Annotated in this window: 16 protein-coding genes and 2 pseudogenes; 9 read left to right on the plus strand and 9 right to left on the minus strand. The window is 33.4% G+C overall.

Annotated elements, in window-relative coordinates:
- Positions 1–57: 57 nt before the first annotated feature.
- The 6 genes and pseudogenes from QWZ06_RS09060 to QWZ06_RS09095 all read right to left on the minus strand — a co-directional run bounded on the left by QWZ06_RS09060 (position 58) and on the right by QWZ06_RS09095 (position 4,399).
- Positions 58–498 carry a hypothetical protein gene (locus QWZ06_RS09060; RefSeq protein WP_290297378.1) on the minus strand — a complete coding sequence of 147 codons (441 nt, stop codon included), beginning with the start codon at positions 496–498 and terminating at the stop codon, positions 58–60.
- 44 nt (positions 499–542) lie between these two features.
- Positions 543–707 carry a hypothetical protein gene (locus QWZ06_RS09065; protein ID WP_290297380.1) on the minus strand — a complete coding sequence of 55 codons (165 nt, stop codon included), beginning with the start codon at positions 705–707 and terminating at the stop codon, positions 543–545.
- A 72-nt stretch (positions 708–779) separates the two neighbouring features.
- Positions 780–1,649, minus strand: coding sequence for an AraC family transcriptional regulator (locus QWZ06_RS09070; RefSeq protein WP_290297382.1), 870 nt, complete (start codon positions 1,647–1,649; stop codon positions 780–782).
- A 224-nt stretch (positions 1,650–1,873) separates the two neighbouring features.
- Positions 1,874–2,430 (minus strand): annotated as a pseudogene (locus tag QWZ06_RS09080) (cysteine hydrolase family protein).
- A 10-nt stretch (positions 2,431–2,440) separates the two neighbouring features.
- Positions 2,441–3,726, minus strand: a pseudogene (locus QWZ06_RS09090) (MFS transporter).
- A gap of 58 nt (positions 3,727–3,784) precedes the next feature.
- A complete protein-coding gene (locus tag QWZ06_RS09095; protein WP_290297391.1) occupies positions 3,785–4,399 on the minus strand; it encodes a TetR/AcrR family transcriptional regulator in 615 nt (204 codons plus the stop codon).
- Positions 4,400–4,623: 224 nt separating this feature from the next.
- Here QWZ06_RS09095 and QWZ06_RS09100 point away from each other — a divergent pair, with 224 nt between their 5' ends.
- From QWZ06_RS09100 to QWZ06_RS09135, 8 genes are all read left to right on the plus strand, one after another.
- Positions 4,624–5,013, plus strand: a complete 390-nt coding sequence (locus tag QWZ06_RS09100; RefSeq protein WP_290297393.1) for a SpoIIAA family protein — start codon at positions 4,624–4,626, stop codon at positions 5,011–5,013.
- Positions 5,014–5,134: 121 nt separating this feature from the next.
- Positions 5,135–5,353: a DUF4287 domain-containing protein gene (locus tag QWZ06_RS09105; RefSeq protein WP_290297395.1), complete on the plus strand. Its 219-nt coding sequence runs from the start codon at positions 5,135–5,137 to the stop codon at positions 5,351–5,353.
- 166 nt (positions 5,354–5,519) lie between these two features.
- On the plus strand, positions 5,520–6,203 hold the full coding sequence (locus QWZ06_RS09110) for a hypothetical protein (RefSeq protein ID WP_290297396.1): 684 nt from the start codon (positions 5,520–5,522) through the stop codon (positions 6,201–6,203).
- A gap of 216 nt (positions 6,204–6,419) precedes the next feature.
- Positions 6,420–7,724, plus strand: a complete 1,305-nt coding sequence (locus QWZ06_RS09115) for a serine hydrolase domain-containing protein (protein WP_290297398.1) — start codon at positions 6,420–6,422, stop codon at positions 7,722–7,724.
- A 633-nt stretch (positions 7,725–8,357) separates the two neighbouring features.
- Positions 8,358–9,194: a helix-turn-helix domain-containing protein gene (locus QWZ06_RS09120; protein ID WP_290297399.1), complete on the plus strand. Its 837-nt coding sequence runs from the start codon at positions 8,358–8,360 to the stop codon at positions 9,192–9,194.
- Between the two features lie 151 nt (positions 9,195–9,345).
- Positions 9,346–10,806: a serine hydrolase domain-containing protein gene (locus QWZ06_RS09125; RefSeq protein ID WP_290297401.1), complete on the plus strand. Its 1,461-nt coding sequence runs from the start codon at positions 9,346–9,348 to the stop codon at positions 10,804–10,806.
- A gap of 43 nt (positions 10,807–10,849) precedes the next feature.
- A complete protein-coding gene (locus tag QWZ06_RS09130) occupies positions 10,850–11,548 on the plus strand; it encodes a Z-ring associated ZapG family protein (protein WP_290297403.1) in 699 nt (232 codons plus the stop codon).
- A 6-nt stretch (positions 11,549–11,554) separates the two neighbouring features.
- On the plus strand, positions 11,555–12,268 hold the full coding sequence (locus QWZ06_RS09135) for a DUF1266 domain-containing protein (RefSeq protein WP_290297405.1): 714 nt from the start codon (positions 11,555–11,557) through the stop codon (positions 12,266–12,268).
- Positions 12,269–12,429: 161 nt separating this feature from the next.
- On the opposite strand, the gene QWZ06_RS09140 is transcribed toward QWZ06_RS09135, so the two are convergent.
- Positions 12,430–12,969, minus strand: a complete 540-nt coding sequence (locus QWZ06_RS09140) for a DUF3575 domain-containing protein (protein ID WP_290297407.1) — start codon at positions 12,967–12,969, stop codon at positions 12,430–12,432.
- Positions 12,970–13,058: 89 nt separating this feature from the next.
- The gene (locus tag QWZ06_RS09145) at positions 13,059–13,901 is read right to left on the minus strand and encodes a helix-turn-helix domain-containing protein (protein ID WP_290297409.1); all 843 of its coding nucleotides are present in this window, start codon (positions 13,899–13,901) and stop codon (positions 13,059–13,061) included.
- 709 nt (positions 13,902–14,610) lie between these two features.
- Here QWZ06_RS09145 and QWZ06_RS09150 point away from each other — a divergent pair.
- Positions 14,611–15,612 carry an alpha/beta hydrolase gene (locus QWZ06_RS09150; protein ID WP_290297411.1) on the plus strand — a complete coding sequence of 334 codons (1,002 nt, stop codon included), beginning with the start codon at positions 14,611–14,613 and terminating at the stop codon, positions 15,610–15,612.
- 384 nt (positions 15,613–15,996) lie between these two features.
- Here QWZ06_RS09150 and QWZ06_RS09155 read toward each other — a convergent pair whose 3' ends face one another.
- Positions 15,997–16,944: a beta-1,6-N-acetylglucosaminyltransferase gene (locus QWZ06_RS09155; protein ID WP_290297413.1), complete on the minus strand. Its 948-nt coding sequence runs from the start codon at positions 16,942–16,944 to the stop codon at positions 15,997–15,999.
- Positions 16,945–17,286 lie beyond the last annotated feature (342 nt).

Below are 17,286 nucleotides of genomic sequence, written 5' to 3' on the forward strand. Positions count from 1 at the left end.
CATTCTCTATAATGAAAGAATGACAGGATTGATTTTTATTTATTGTAAAGGACGTTCTTATTCGCTCCAGGGAGAATGCAGAATACAGTCACAAAAGTTCTTCCTCTTGAAGTTAGGAATCATAAAACTACAAACATCAGCTTTGATATTACCAAAGGTCGTGTCTGTTTTGTGTTCGAATCCGCCAAAAAATGTAGGAATGATTTTCTTTTTGAAGTCGTCTCTGGGAAATGCTTTTATGATTTCCTCTCTATGTTCGGTAGTCAAATGTTCATAACCTTCTCCCATAACATCCAGACCCACCCCTGAATACATCAGGGCAACTTCATTTTCCTTATGCTCTGCGATACCAATCGTTGTATGCAGTGCAATGGTGTCCCATACCAATTGGATTTTATCTTTTGGCAAGCCGTGACTTTTTAAGAAATCGCGGGCTGCATTGGCTCCATCTACTTCAAAACGAAGGTCAGGACTGCTGTAATGCGAAACAAGTCCCAAGTCGTGAAATACCGAAGCTACATACAGCAGCTCTGTATCATGAATCAGATTTTTCGCTGTGCATTCAATGATGAAAATAGGAAAACCCGTAGAGAATGATTATAAATGAATGCTGTACCATGTTCCAGCAAAAGCTCTGTGGCTTGTGTAGCAATTGTACTATCCGGCACGGTGATACCGGCTATTTCTTTAAAACGATTTACTGACATAATGAAAATATTTTTATACAAATTTATTCTCATTAAGAGGCTCAGGGAATACCAATAGAGACGTTTGATATGTCAAAATTTACCTAATACTCCGATATTAATAAACTGATTGCGGTAATCAGCAGGGGATATGCTTGTATTCTTTTTAAAGAAATGGCTGAACTGCTCCGGGGTACTGAAATGAAGTTCATAAGCAATCTCTTTTACAGGAGTGGAACTGAATTGCAAATAGCGCTTTGCTTCAGCAATGATCTGTCCATTAATAATTTCTTTTGCGGGAATACCACCACATCTTTTACAAAGTTCACTCAGTCTGCGGGAAGTTATATTTAATATTGCTGCATAATCAGTAACAGAGTGAGACTCACGAAACCTTGTACTGAGCAGCTCCATAAATTTTCGATACAACAAATAATCCTGACTGTCGAAAGTTGCTTCTTCTGTAATTTTTATATTGGCGAGCTTGATCATGATGATTTTTAGGTAAGCAGCTACTGCATCCAACTGATTGATGTATGGTGAAGATTGATATTCTTTGAGCAGTGTATTGAAAAGAAATGTAAGTTCACTCAGTTCCAGATTATTAAGCTGGAGGTGCTGGTTAACGGTTGTATTATTAAATAATACGGCTTTACAATTGCTGGCACTTCTCGGGGTCTGATCCCAGAAACAATCGCCGAAAGAAACCATATATCCTGTTATCATGGAGGTATTTTCAAATCTATAAATTTGTCCTTTGGACATCAGGAAAACTTCGTGGCTTCTTATCTCAAATGACCTGTTATCAATAATGAGTTTTCCCATACCATTTTCCACCAATATAATGCGATGGTAGTTGAGTCTATTGGAACCATGCATGTTGACAATACATTTTTCAACCCGCTCTACTGAAAAAGAGTTGGGAATGGCAGGTTCAGTAAAAATCTCTTTGGTTACTTTCATTTCCCGGATTTTTGCGTAGTAAAGATATAAAATGTTCAGATTGCTCTTTAAAAGTAAACGATGAGTACTTGTGCATGTAATTTTAATGAAATTTTATACGTTGGTAAATGTAAAAAAGGCCGGAATGGATGTCAGAATTTACTATTGATTATGTAAATACCAGTACCTTTAAAAAAAGAACAGGAGTATAGGTCTCCTATTTTTCAATCGCATTTTATTGGTATCTATAATATATTCCATTGTTCCAGAGAAATAACTTCTGCTTGTTTTGGAAATATTTTGTTGATAAGAATACGATGTACTTCCTCATCGCTGTCTGCACAGCAGTCCTCTATGACACTTAGCTTATAATCTTTATCAGCAGCTTCCCTTAAAGTGGAAAGAACGACTCCGCTGGTTGAAATTCCTGTCAGAATCAGATGGTCAATATCCAATCCTCTGAGTACCACTTCCAGATCGCTTCCGGTGAAAGCACTGAAACGTTTTTGGTAATAATAATATCCTGCTCATGAGGCTCTACGCCGGGATGAATCTTTGTCCATTCTTTCATGTCAACAGTGGCCATATGTTCTTTTATCGTTGAAAATACCTTATTGTTTTTACTTATTTCCGGCATTCCCTGTCTGAATCCAACAACAACATAGATAACCGGAATTTCTTTTACCCTTGCTGCTTTAATTGCCTGGGCGGTATCGGTAATTAATTTTGTTGAGTCAGACAATGAACCCAAAATTGAAGTTTGCATGTCCATAACCAATAGGGCTTTTTTTGTTTTTTCCATTTTTATTGTATTAAGTTTTATTGATGAATAACTCTTCTGAATCTTCTAAAAGTTGCTGATCCGGTGGAGATTCTTTTTTCTTTTTAATCAGAATATTCCGAAATGCGAATGCGATAACCACCCCCGCAATTCCTTCAAAAAGTAACGTTTTGGGAGCTCCTATTTTTTCAGAAATGATCCCGATAAGCAAACTTCCTAAAGGCAACATTCCAAATATGGCTGTTAAGAGTATACTGATCGCTCTGGAACGCATTTCAGGCACTGCTTCAGACTGTACAATAATGTTGCAGGTGGTAAATTGTGTAACGCCTCCAAAACCGGTGACTGCAGCAAAGAACATGGCAAGCATAAAGTGGGTTGTATAAGAGAAACAGATAAGCCCCACACTTAGAATAATGGTACTGCCGATCAATATTTTCCTCATGGATACATTTTCCTTTAAAGAAGCAAGAATAATCGTTCCCAGCACAGCTCCCGCTCCGATAAAACTGGATATATAACCGAACGTTTGGCATCTCCTTTAAATATCTCTTTTGCATAGACCGGAATAAGCGTGTCATATGGAAGGACAAATAATCCTGTAACGCTTAGCATGATGATCACCCATCCTATGGAAGGCTCACTTTTGATATATTTGAATCCTTCTACCAGTTCTTTAAAAACGCTTTTCTTTACTTTATCCTGAATGTGATAGAGTTTGGAAACATTCATCATGGAAATGGAAATCATAACAGCAGCAAAGCTAGCCGCATTCAGAAGAAAACAGACACCAGCCCCAAACTGTTGCAATATAATTCCGGAAAGGGCAGGCCCTAATAATTTGGCAAGACTTGCCATGGATGCACTCAAAGAAAGAGCGCTTTGCAGATCTGCGGGATCATGTACTACTTCATTAATCAAGGATTGCCTTGCCGGAACATCATAAGCATTGATGATGCCGAGTAATACACTCAATCCCAAGATTGGCCATACATCTTGGTGTCCTGTCATCACTAAAATAGCAAGTAAAACAGACTGTATTAATGATGCAATCTGTGTGATATGAATGATTTTCAATCTATTATGTCTATCGGCAGCCACACCGCCAAAAGCAGAGAATAAAAAAGAAGGAAACTGTTCTGCAAAAATGGTCAGTCCAAGCATAAATGCAGAATGGGTCATGCTATACACCACCCAAACAACAGCCGTACGCTGCATCCACGTACCAAACTGTGATACAGAGCGTCCGAAAAAATACAAGGTATAATTTCTGCTCTGGAAAGCTCTGAATGTACTGATCGTATTTAATTTTTTCATATTTAAAATAAACTTTTTGACAAATTTTGTAAAAATGTCAAAATTGAGATAAAAAATTTTATTCAAGCCATTTAACGGTCATTGAAGTCAATACGTCTACGGTTGTATTTAAGTCGTCAAAACTGTTTTTTAAAAGCATTTCACGTTTAATTCCTCTAATGCTGCTTTGCAAAATGAAAATAACAGTAGCCCGCTCTTCAAGTGTTAAAGGGCGAATTTCTTTTTTATCCATACTCTCTGTAATAGCCTTTTCAAGAAGAATTTTTTCTCCTTCCATCAGATGTTGATGAACCACTTCCATAACCTGGGTGTGTCTTGATTTTTCTTCAGCATTCATTCCAGCTTCTACAGCGGTAAAAAATGGTTGTTTACTCTCAGAAGTTTTAATTTTGGTGAGACAGAATGTTCTTATTTTTTCTTCCAATGTAGATTGTTCGTTCATAGCACTTCCTATTTCAGAAGCGACTTCTATTACCAAGGAGTTCAGTACAGCCTGAAATACTTCTTCACGGTTTTTGAAATAATAGTAAATAGAAGTTCTGCTTTTACCAATGGCTTTGGAAATATCATCCATGGTCACCTTTTTGAAACCATACTTCAGGTAAAGTTCAGAGGCAGCATGAAGGATCTGTTCTGAAAGTTGATCCTGTTCATTTTGTATGGATGAAAACATAAATAGAGGTAATTTCGGAGCAAAGATAAAATATATTTGACAAAAAAACAAATTTTGTCAAATTGTAGAATGTGTACCTGATCAGAATTTTTGTTAATCTTTTCGAAGCTAAAGCAAGTGGCTGATTATTTGATGATCAGATAAAATAATACAACACTTGAAATGTTTGTTTAATAATATATTACAAGGGGTACTAAAAAGTAAATACTTAAAAACAAATTGTTATGATAAACGAAATAAAAAAATGTAAGGATAATGCTATTGCCCTGGAGATAATGGGTGCATTTACAGAAGAAGATGCTTTGTTTATTGAACAGCATTTTGATGAAAAATTGAATAAAGGATATCAGCATGTCAATATACTTATAAAGGTCAAAGATATGTCAGTAATTAAAGACATGAAATTAAAAGGTTTTTTTGAAGGTGAACTATGGGGCATTAAACACTTTGGAAAGATAGGACGTTGTGCGGTGGTATCCCATTCCAATTTTATGAAGTCGGTAATCAGTATTGAAAATGAAGTTCTCCATTTATTCAACCCTGCTTTGGAAGAGAAATACTTTGATGAAACAGAATTAGAAGAAGCGTTACAATTTATCACTCCCAATGGATAAATCAGAAAGTAAATAACTTGAAGTGGCTCCTTTGTCTAGTTTTATAAATACAGAATATGCGAGCACATATTTTAAAAGTGTATATTTAAAAATAAAAAGTAACCAGAAAATATAACAAATTATGTCATTTCAAACCTATATTAAAAACATCGAAGAAAAAACGGGAAAATCGCGTTCTGATTTTGAAAATTTAGCTATTGAAAAAGGATTTACGGAAGATGGAAAAATAAAGAAGGGAGTAAAGGCAACGGAAATAATCAATTGGTTAAAGAATGATTTTGAATTAGGACATGGGCATGCTACAGCAATGTATGCTTATATCAATGGAAAGCGTGAGTAGATTGGCCAAGTATGTGACTGACCTTGTCACTGGTTATTAATTATTTGTATTGTATGACTCGTGGTTTTAGCTTTTTAGAGTAAGGGAAGTATTGCAATTGAATTTTTAATCAATATATAAAAAAGCACGATTGAGCTGACTCCACATAAATTTAAGGCTAAAAAGAATGACCATAAAAGTCTATACCCCTGAAAATTCCATACTAAAAAAATATATTGAATGCTTTTATATCCTCGAACAGACTGCTGAAGAATCTTCTGCGACTTATTTTACCTTTCCAAGCATTTATACAATTGTCACGATTAGTGAGAACACAGAAACTTTGATCATCAAAGATAAAATGACAATCAGATACTGTCAGTCCAATCCAATTGAAACCAATCTGGTAAGCAACTTTAATGAACCGGTATTGATTAAATATGAAGGGACAATCAATGAAATTACTACTTATTTCAAACCATTAGGGATAAATGCTTTTATACCGGGCAATTTAAAAGATTATTCAGAAGGAAGTTTTCCTGATTTTAGTCCCTATGAAGATTATAAAGAAACGATGGCAGCCATTCTTTCCTTAAAAGATCCGGATGAAAAAATCAAGGCAATAGAATTGTATTGGCTTTCAAAATTTCGCCCGTTTGAGAATGCTTTATTGGCGGAAATACTATCCGAAATGCTTCATACAGATAACTTCCATCAATCTATGACCCAATTGTCTTATACAACAGGCCGGTCAAGAACAACAATAAACAAGCATTTGATCAGCATATTTGTAAAACACCCTCTCAATTCAAAAAAATTATCAGATTTAGGGCAGCTATTCAAAGCCAGCTTAATGATCAAAATAGAGTAGGATTGTCTTATAATGTAGATTATTTTGACCAGTCACACATGATCCGGGATTTTAAAAAGTTAACAGGTTTTACACCAAAAGTTTTTTTTTCAAAAACAACAACACTTGAAAAAGGTCTTATAAAGTGGATGTTTATTTAGAAGGGTTTACAAAAATACAATGATGATGGTTGATTAAGTAGTAACATTGTAATCTAATAATATCATTATATAGTTTATGAAGCTCACTCTAGTCATCCTGTTATTCCCAATTCTTATGTTTGGGCAGAAAAATGTGCCCACTAATCTTGAGAAATATATGCAAGCTCAGGTTGAAGTAAATAATTTTAGTGGAGCTGTCCTTGTGTCGAAAGACGGCCATGTTTTATTAAAAAAAGCATATGGTTTGGCAGATTACGAGTGGAATATTAAAAATACCGTTGATACTAAATTTCAGTTAGCCTCAGTCACAAAACAATTTACTGCCACAGCTATACTTCTATTGATTGAAAAAGGGAAGCTGTCCCTTAATGATAAACTGAGTAAGTTCTTTCCAGATTACCCCAAGGCTGATAGCGTTACGATTCATATGCTTTTATCTCATACCTCAGGGCTGACTATGGGTTTTAAAGACATAGCTTTAAGCTCGGTGGACAAAGATTCTGCCTATGCCGCGATAAAAAAAATGCCTTATGAATTCTCTCCGGGAACTCAAAGCGGATACAGCAATATTGGCTATTATCTATTGGCTAAGATCATTGAAAAAGTATCAGGTGAAAAATATGCCGTTTTTTTAAAGAAGAATATATTTGAAAAAGCAGGGATGAATAATACAGGTATTAGTGATAATAAGTCTATCGTTGAAAAAAAAGCAAGAGCTTACTATCAGACAGAAAATGGTTTTATTCAGAATCCTTATATCAATTGGGAAATTAATGTAGGGCATGATGGGGTATATTCTACTGTTGAAGATCTGGCGTTATGGGATAAAACACTATATGGAACCGGTATTCTTTCTGCACAGATGAAAACCCTAATGTTTAAGCCTTATGGCACTGAAAATTGGGGATATGGCTTTATCATCAATCCATTTTACAATCACGGACATCAATTAATTGCTCATGACGGTGGATTTTTTGGTACCATGACTTCCTTTAACCGATTTACGGATGATAAACTTTTTGTGACCGTACTTTCCAATAACGAATCATTTTCCCATATCATAAGTTATGGACTTTCCGCCATTGCATTGGGAAAAGAGGTCGAGCTTCCTTACAAACATCATCGAGTTGAAATAACTCCGAGTTTATATGATCAATACATCGGTAAATATGATAAAATTACCATATTGAAAATTGACGGTAAACTTTATTTTAATAACGTGGAGATGGAGCTCATCCCAGAGTCTAAAACCAAATTTTTCAGGGCAGATAATAATGATAGAACAATTGAATTTATTCCGGATAGTAAGGGTATTTACAATTCTATAATTTTGACAAAAGGTGGGGTAAAAGAAGCTGTAGGAAGGAGTAAATCGCTATAGTGATCTTGATAGTTGATTGATTATCAATTCTGGTTACAGTAACAACGTGCTTTTTTGCATCAACTTTAAATTTGTAATAAATTGATTTTTCAATCTCAGCTTTCTTATTGCCGATTTTGAAAATGTTTTACATTTATGTTGTTGAAAATCATTGATTTGGGATTTGTTCGTCTACTGGGAGTCTATTTAAGATACTTTTGATGAAAAAAAATCAAACAAAGTCAATCTAATTTTTATATTTGCATCTGTTGGATTTTTAATTTTGATAGACTTTCAGGATTCCAATAAAAATTTAAAAACGAAATAACAATAAACAAATAAGAATAAAGGATGGATAATATTAATTTATTAATTATTGTAAATATAATCTCTTTATTCATTTCATTGTTTTTAGCATTTTTTCTGATTACTCTTAAAACAAAGTACAAAACAAGCAATTCTTTATTTGCTCTTTTTCTAATATTAAATGCAATAGATATTAGTGAGCCTTTGTTTAACATGATGATTGATGGTCCGTCTAATCTGGGAATGTTTAGGACTACCTTTGCTTTTCTGCAAATTCCTGTTTTTTATCTGTATGTAATATCAGTTTGTTACTCTGATTTTAAGTTAAAGCCAAAATATTGGCTGCATGTGCTTCCATTTTTAATGGTTAATTTGGTTTTACTGCCCCGTTTTTATGGTGTGGATGAAGCTTCTAAAATGAGTTTTATTCAGAATCGTCAAAATATGATAGAAGTCCGGTTTATTCATATTTTAATACATCTGCAGATGGTTCTATATATTATTTCTGTTTTTAGAGTACTAAGAAAAACAAAGAAACTATATCTTGAAAACTATGCCGGAAAAAACATCAGTTCCTATAATTGGTTATTCCAGTTTACCATTGTACTGACTATTTTATATGCGGTAGCTTTTTTGAAAAATATTTTAAAATTTTCTGACTATCAATATATTTCCGAATGGATCAAGATCGGCCTTTTATCGTCCTCTCTTTTTGTTTTTTGTTGGTATCTATTCAAAGCGCTAAATAACCCTGGTCTTTTTAGAAATATTGATTCAAAATTAAAGCTTGTTTCTGAGCTTGTTTCTGAAGAAAAAAATAGTAAGGAATCAGTAGAAGATGAAAGGGAGCCTAATGAAGACCTTTTGAAGCTAAAAAAATATATGGTTGAGAAAAGACCTTTTCTGAACTCTTCACTTACCATTCAGGATGTTTCCAATGATATTGAAATTCCTGTTCGGGATTTATCTCTTTTAATCAATCATCAATTAGGGCAGCATTTTTATGACTTCGTAAATGCCTATCGAATAGAAAGTGCTAAGGATATTTTAAAAGATACTTCAAAAAGCAAGGTAACGGTTTTAGAAATTCTATACGAAGTTGGCTTTAATTCAAAATCTTCTTTCAATACTGCTTTTAAAAAACACACAGGCAATACACCAACAGCTTACCGTAAGGGAATGTAAAACAGTGTTTTGTAATTATTCGAACTCTTTTTTATAAAGATTCCTACCCATTTTTTATACAAATTCGACCGACTACATTTACTCGGTCGCATAGCTTTGAGCTCTTCCACATCTTTGTATCGAAATAATTTTTAACATAAAAAACGATACAATGAAAAGCTCCTTTTATTTACTAATTCTTATAGCGCTATTTTCAAGCTGCCAAACAAGTAAAAAAGTTTTTTCGGAAAAAAGAGATTACAGCTTTCTTACTGATAGTTTAAACATTAAGCCACAATTAGAAAAGTATAAGCTTCCTGGATTTAGCCTTGTGGTTTTTGAAAATTATAAGATTGTTTATTCAAATCAGGTAGGAGTGAAGTCAATGGATTCTAAAGAAAAATTAGATGAAAACACGGCTTTTTCTACAGCATCTATTGCAAAACCAATCACTGCACTTCTTTGCCATATTCTTGAAGAAAAAGGCTTAATTAACCTGAATGATCCAATAGATAAATACCTAAAGCGATGGCATTTGCCAAAAAGTAAGTTTACTGAAAATAAGAATCCAACCTGGAAACAGTTTTTAAATCATACGGCCGGTACAAGTCAGGGTGGATTTGAAGACCATTACGAAGGAGAAGCAATTCCAACAATAACGCAAAGCCTTTTAGGGCAGATTCCAAGATACGATAAGGAAATTGAATTTTTGTTTACACCGGGAACCAGCTTTGAATATAGCGGTGGTGGCTATGTAATCATCCAAATGGCATTAGAAGATACTTTGAATAAATCTATTGCAGAATTGGCACAAGAATATATCTTTTCACCTCTTGGAATGAAAAATACCACAATGATTCAGCCTAATGAAAAAGGATTTCTAAAGAATGTGGCTTTTGTACATGATAAAGAAGGAAAAGTGATAAAAACAGGTCTACCCATCACGCCTCAGGTTGCACCATCTGGGTTATGGTCTACCCCTACAGATCTGGCTATACTTTCCATTGAGATCCAAAATGCGCTACGCAATAAAAACAATAAGGTGATTTCTCATCAGATCGCAAAAGAAGTAACAAAAGTGACTGCTTTGAAAAATGCGGTTGGAGGATGGAGTTATGGCTGGCAAAAATCTTTTGGATATAGTAATTATGATTGGTTCTCGTGTAATGGTTCCAATACTGGAGTTGGAGGCAATGTTTTGGCTTCTATGACAGATGGTAATGGGATGGTATATCTTGCCAATGGCGAAAAACCGAACCGTTTTCCTGTAATGAATTATACCAGAGCAAAGATTCTCACAGTGATGGATTGGAATAAAACAACTCATGAAGATATTCAGGAACTCCCATTAAGTCTTAAAAAACAACTCATTGGAACCTATGATGATTTTCTCTACGGACAGGGAATGGAAACGAAAATTCTGGAAAAGAATAACCGTCTGTATGTAGAGTCTCCAATTTTGGAACATTTTAAAGGGAAAAATGAGTATGAATTACTCTATCTGAAAAATGGAACCTTTAGAATTGTAGATTATCCGAACCTGTTAACATTTAATTTCAGTAATGGAAAGGTAAACTCTGTCATCTTAACAAGAGATTCTCTGAAAATAGAAGTTCAGATGATTAAAAAATAGATTCAACAAATATTAAAAAAACAAAAACTTAAACTCAAAAAATATGAACCCATTATTTTTAATTCCAGTAGTAGCAATCATTGCAGGTGTAGCTTTCATGATCATCATGAATAAAAAGCACAAAACTGCAAAATCAGAAATTGATTTAGATTCTGAACGAACTAAATATGACCCATACAAACAAGAGCTTCTCGCTCAGGATTTTTCAAAATTAACACAGTGGATGAATGGTAAACGCATTGATGCTTTTACTTCTGCCTCAGTTCCTCAGTCAACAACCGATAAAGTGCAGGAGCTTTTAACTGACGGGATAAAAAATGTAGCATTATCAACGATTGGTGTAAAACTTAGACGGATTGAAACAGATTGTTTCTGGGTGTTAAGTGGAAACGATCTTCATTTTTTCAGTACCAATACAGTGAACGAATTAGATGAACACATTGTATTTGATCATTTTAGAATTGAAAATGCAAGTCTTCGATATGGAGGAATCCTGAAATCGAAATTGGGTGCTTATTCGAAATTATCAGAAGAATATTTACCTCAAACCCATGTTATTACTTTTGATATTGACGGAAGTTCGCTGTCTCTTGAAATTCATGATAGACTGAATTACAGAGTTGATCCGGGAGATATGCTCAATCTAAAGAAGCAATTGGAAATGAGAGCAAAGTATCAGGTCGTTGGGGAAAGATTTGTAAAAATTTTACAGGATAAATTCTCTAATCTAAAAATGTCTTAATACAACATGGGATTTTTTTCAATTTTTTTTAATTCATTTAAAAGCATACGATTAAATGATAAAAATACAGTCAGCGGTTATTTATTAGATCATTTGCTCGTAGGTTCGATGTATGCTGAACAAAAATCGGCGTACCTGAATTCTTATGAAACAGGTTTGAATAAATCTGATATTACAACACTGGTTGAAACGTATTGGGGAATATCAGATCAAAATCAGGCTATAGTGATTCTTCAGAATTTACACGACAGAAATCAGGATGAAAACCTTGATATTGTGTATAAAGCATTTGAAAATCCGGAAAATTATGCTGATATTTTAAGATCAAATCTATCAAATGAAGCTGGTATTTTTGAATATTATGTAGACCTATTCAGAAAACTGAGAAGTGTTGTTCCTGAATTGATTGAGCAGAAGGTTATTACAGACTTTACTCAATTAAAAAAAACAAAAGATAGCGGTTGGAATTATGGAAGAAGTGTATTTTTAGCACGCTGTTGTTACGAATTGGGTTATATCTCAGAAAAAGAACTCATAGAGTATTTAGCAAAATCCCACAAGGAATTGAAAAAATATTGCAGCACCTGGAAAGAATATACAACGAGTTATATTTTCGGAAGGGCTATTTGGGGCGGAGGCAATAATAATGGAATGGTACAGATTGCCAATGACTTATTGGATAACCCCAAAAGCCCACTCAAAAACAAAACATATATCTGATTATAGAATCCTATGTTCAAAAATTTGATGAAACATAACTCTCCTTATCATCGGTAAATCTCTTTTTTCTTTAGATTAATTCAATTTTCGCAAAAAAAATCCCAACTTTCGTCGGGATTTTTTCATTCTATAGTTTTGTGACTTTTTAGACAGATGAGGTATTAAAATCGATAGCCAATACTCAAGCCTAGCTTTACAACCTGGTCATGATCTGTTTTGTTTGCATTGAAGACAAGTCTTCCGTAGCCTGCGTTGGCTTCAAAAACCAATCCTTTCTTTGTGACCAGTTTCCATCCCAATCCAGCGCCCAGTGCAAGATCATGCACATTCTTACCTTCAGTGAACGTACGATTATCTGCAGCATATATTTTCTTTCCATCAATGGAAGTGAACATTCCAAATCCTTCGACAAAAAAACCGGAAGCATATTTTTTTCCAAAATAATATCTGTAATAAGGGGAGATGTAGTAATTCATATCATCCTCTTTTGTATTGTCATAAATTTTAAATGCAGAAATTCCCAATGAAGAATTTTTGCTGAGATACCGTTCAAAACCTACTTCTACAGCACCGGATAACGGCGCGATTAAGTTTAATTTAATTTCATTATTTTTCTGATAAGGATTTACATCAGTTTCACTTTGAGCTTTAACAGAATAAAAAGCAAACAAAGTGATGAGTAAAAAAACCGTTTTTTTCATAAAAAAGTTATTTGAATTATTGAAATGCAAAACTCAATTAATTCAAATTAGAACAGGTTTCAAAAGCTTAAAAATGGAGAAAATGGTACTTATTTGAGGGTGTTTTTATATTCATTGGGTGTCTGGCCAGTCACTTTTTTAAAGGCGTTATAAAAAGTTGTTTTTGAAGTAAATCCGGATTCTAATCCTATGGTCAGCAAAGTATAGTTTTCATATTCCGGATCTGATATCATTTCCTTCACAGCTTCCACACGATATTGGTTGATATAATGGGCAAAGTTGTCGCCCGTTATTGTGTTTACAATTTGGGAAACATATCCAGGGCTTATTCCTAGTTTTTCAGCCACTTTTTCTCTGTTTAATGTACTGTCGGTATAAATATGCTGATCTCTGCAAAGAGCTTCCAGTTTTTGGAAATAAAGATTATCTGCCGTGATAGATTCTTTATATTCTTGTGGAGTGCTATTCTGTACAATTTGCAAATCCATATGCGAAATAACTGAATCTTGATTTAAAAGATTGTAGACAGCATCTTTGTTTTTGGCAAGCTTGTACTTGTAAATGCCTATATAGGCTGTCCAGTGCATGATAAATGTTGCCGCTAAAGCCAGCCCACTCATGGTAGAGGAAACGTCTATTCCTAAAAAGAAGCCAGCCATATACGTAATGAGCCAGGTAGATAATAATAAATAGAGAGTCGTTAATAAAGTAATTACCCATTTTTTCTCTTGTGGATCTTTTAAGTGTCTTATCATAAAATAAGAATAAAAAGGAGGAAACAGGATAATGATAAAAGCAAATAAAAGCTGAATCAGTCTAAGTATATTGATGATGAAAATACCAAAACCTTCGATTTTATAGATTCCTAAAATATCATTAAGATGGTATAAAATGGTAAAAGTAGAGGAGTAGGCAAACGGAATGTAATACAAATAGGTTCTTTGTTTGTTCTTTACAGTATCATCAATTCGGTTTATTATAAAAAGGAAGATGAAGACGGGTGGTAAAAATATCCACTCAATATAGTCCAGAAAACATAGCAAAGGATAGGATTTAAATGCGCCTTCAAGTTCAAAAACGTAATTCAATAAAACAAAGGAAAGTGCAAACAACAAGTAGGCTAAATATCTATTTGACTGACTATTGAAGAGGGAAGATTTTAAAATAACCAAGCCTAATATTAATCCCTGAAAAATCGCGATATTTAAAAGTGTAGTATAAATCAATTTTTTATAAGCTTGTTCTAAAGATTTTTTAAAGATAGCTCTTTCATGCAAATTGACACAACAAATTTATAGCACAGCTGATGATTTCTTTTTTTAAATTGAGAAATAAGTTCAATTAAGATTATTTATTAAAAAAGAAATGGAAATAAGAACTGTGGAAATTTAAAAAATAACCCCTTTTAAAATAAGCAGTACTGTTTTTGTTGTAGGTAGGACGTTATCCAAACTCTTTTTCCTGATATGGAAATCTTGTTAGCACTATGTTTTGAAAATAAGCGATTTAAAATTGGTGTAGTTGGGGTAAATCGTCTTGCTTTTTTGCCTTAAGACAATACCATATTTAAATCGTACATTAAAGTATATAGTCATCTGAAAATTCATTAATATTGTTTAAAATATTCAGAATGCACATTGCGTGTCTTTTTTTAAATTAACAGTAATTGTAAGATCTGATACTTATACCCAATCAAAAAAGATGAAAGCTCTAATAATATCTTTATGTATTACTTTTTTTTCAACAACATTAGTTTTTTCGCAAACTTCTGAGAGAAAATTTGTATCCGTTAACAATAAGCAAATTGCATATAAAACTTTTGGACTTGATGAAAGAAAAGCTAATGAACCCATAGTAATCTTTGAAAGCGGTCTCGGTTCAGGAGGTGGAGGCTATGGAAGTTTGCTTCCTTTCATACAAAAAAGTTTTGTAGGGATCGTTTATGACAGAAATGGAATTGGAGAGTCAGAAATCGATACCTCCATAAAGACAGATGAAGATGTTATCAAAAGACTTCATGATTTGTTAGTGGTTTTAAAAATAAATCCACCTTATCTATTAGTGGGACACTCTATAGGTGGCCCGTTTATCCGTCTGTATGCCTCAATGTATCCAAATGAAGTTTGTGGTCTGTTTTTTATAGATCCTACAGATTTTATGCTTACAAAAGATGAAGACAACAAAGTGAAAATAAATACATCAAGTTCTACAGGCTATAGGGAACTATTTATGATAAACCTTAAAAATATTATAAATGATCCCTCAATATCAGATGGTTTTCGAAATGAGGCAAAGAGAGAGTTAAATGAAAGTTCACCGGAATTCTTTAAAAAATATAAATCCTTACAACCTCTTAAAGATATCCCTGTAACCGTAATGATTTCATACAACAAGCATATTGAACATTATGAAACAGAGATGAATGAAAACCTGAAATTAGGGATCAATTTAATCCCGTGGTGGAAAGAATTAGATGAATTGAGAATAAACCATTATGCCGGAATGATAAAAAATAACAATAGTAGCCAGCTTATCTTGTTGCCGCGTTACAGTCATGGAATACACCAACAAGATCCCAAAATTGTAGCAGAAGCTTTGATTAGTACATACAAGAACTGTCTAACTTCCTTAAAAAACAAGTAGAAAGAGTTCAATAAACGTTTTGAATCAGATGTAATGCTCTCACTCATCAAAATGAGATAATTGTATTCTTTTAAGACTGTACTTTTTTTGAAATTATACTTTGCTGCTGCCAAGTCTTCCAACCTTGAGCTCGTAAATAAGATCATCTCCTTTAAACTTGATCCAAAGTAAGGAGATTTTGGAGAGCAGGGAAGCCTCGTAAAAGAAAACCTGAATTATTCCTAAACAGTTTAGTTACTGATAATGGTCATCACCGCTATAAGTAGTCAAGTTATTAAATTGTTTAAAGAAAGCATTATATAAAATGAAAAAGATGCTTTTCTAATAACAGCAGATGCAAAATAAACATCTATGGATTTGTTTATAGATTTTGCTAAACTTTTATCAATTATTTTGTCTCTTATCTCTCTGCAGTTCTTTTTCAATTTCATTAATTTCAGCTAAAGGGACAAGATAAGTATCACTTATATATTTTAGAATACTTTTACTTGTTTTATGATTCAATTTTCTAATAAAAAGATGATTGCTGGATTTTAAGATTTTAATGAAATTATCAGCATATAGCTCTTTATTAAAAATTGTTTTTTCGATAATTGCTCTTTTATCATCATTCACAATAATATCATTAAATGTTGTATTGAGAAGAACAGTCTGGAAAAATGATTCAGCTGGTAAAAGGGTATGAAGGTAATAGTCTTCAAAGTCCATTACCCTTTTATTATTGGTCAAAAAGAAACAGGTATCTCTTGTAAGAATCAGCCATTTCCCGCCAATATAAGGGATAACCCCTTTCATAAATTCTCTTTTATAAATTAATGAAGAGATTTTATGAGTCAGCTCTGTAAAATGATTTTGTATTCGTTGAAGGGTGTCAGGCCTGTAAAATTTCTGGTCATAATAAAAAAGATAATTTTTGCCATTATTAACTGTCAGAAAATTACGGATAATATTTTGTGATTTCAAGGGATAATCTTCACCGCTTAAATTGATGAAATAATCCCACTCATGGCTTGCATTCAACAGGTATTCCATTGCATTGAGTTCAGCCTGGATCATACTAAAGCCTCCAGCCACAATATTCATACTTTCCAAAATATATACATTAGGAAAATGTACCAGGTATAGTTGTATTTCTTCGGTGAGTTCTGCCGTAGCTTTTCTGTCAATATGGATAAGGTAGAATTGATCCCTTGTATAAATCTTCTGGAACATTGCTTTAAATACATCAGACCTATGATGTATCATAATAAAATAGGCAATTCTAACTTGCGGAGTTGCAGATTGTTCTAATGCCTGTAAATGAGGATGAGTTATGGGGAGTGACGTTTGCAAAGGATTCAATTTTAAAAATCATCCGCGTGGGCAAACAATTCAGTTATGGGTGTAAGCTACGAATATATTTTTGATAATCAATTGATTAAATTAATTATTGCTCAGCTATTTTGTTGTACATTTGCAGAACATTTATAAAACAGGTTTCTGCCTTTGCCATTCTGTAATAGTTTAAAATCACAATTTTTTCTTTCAGTCTCTGCTTTTTCAGCTACCCAATTATCAATCGGGGTTCAAATGTGAAAACGATATACAGGTCTTTTCATCCTAGAATGGTACGCTATTGCAACTCATGAATATTACATAATAATGTATCGGAAGTGAAGCAAGTAAAATAATGAA

Origin of the sequence: Chryseobacterium tructae, from assembly GCF_030409875.1 — a bacterium.
In the GTDB taxonomy this organism is placed as follows: Bacteria; Bacteroidota; Bacteroidia; order Flavobacteriales; family Weeksellaceae; genus Chryseobacterium; species Chryseobacterium tructae.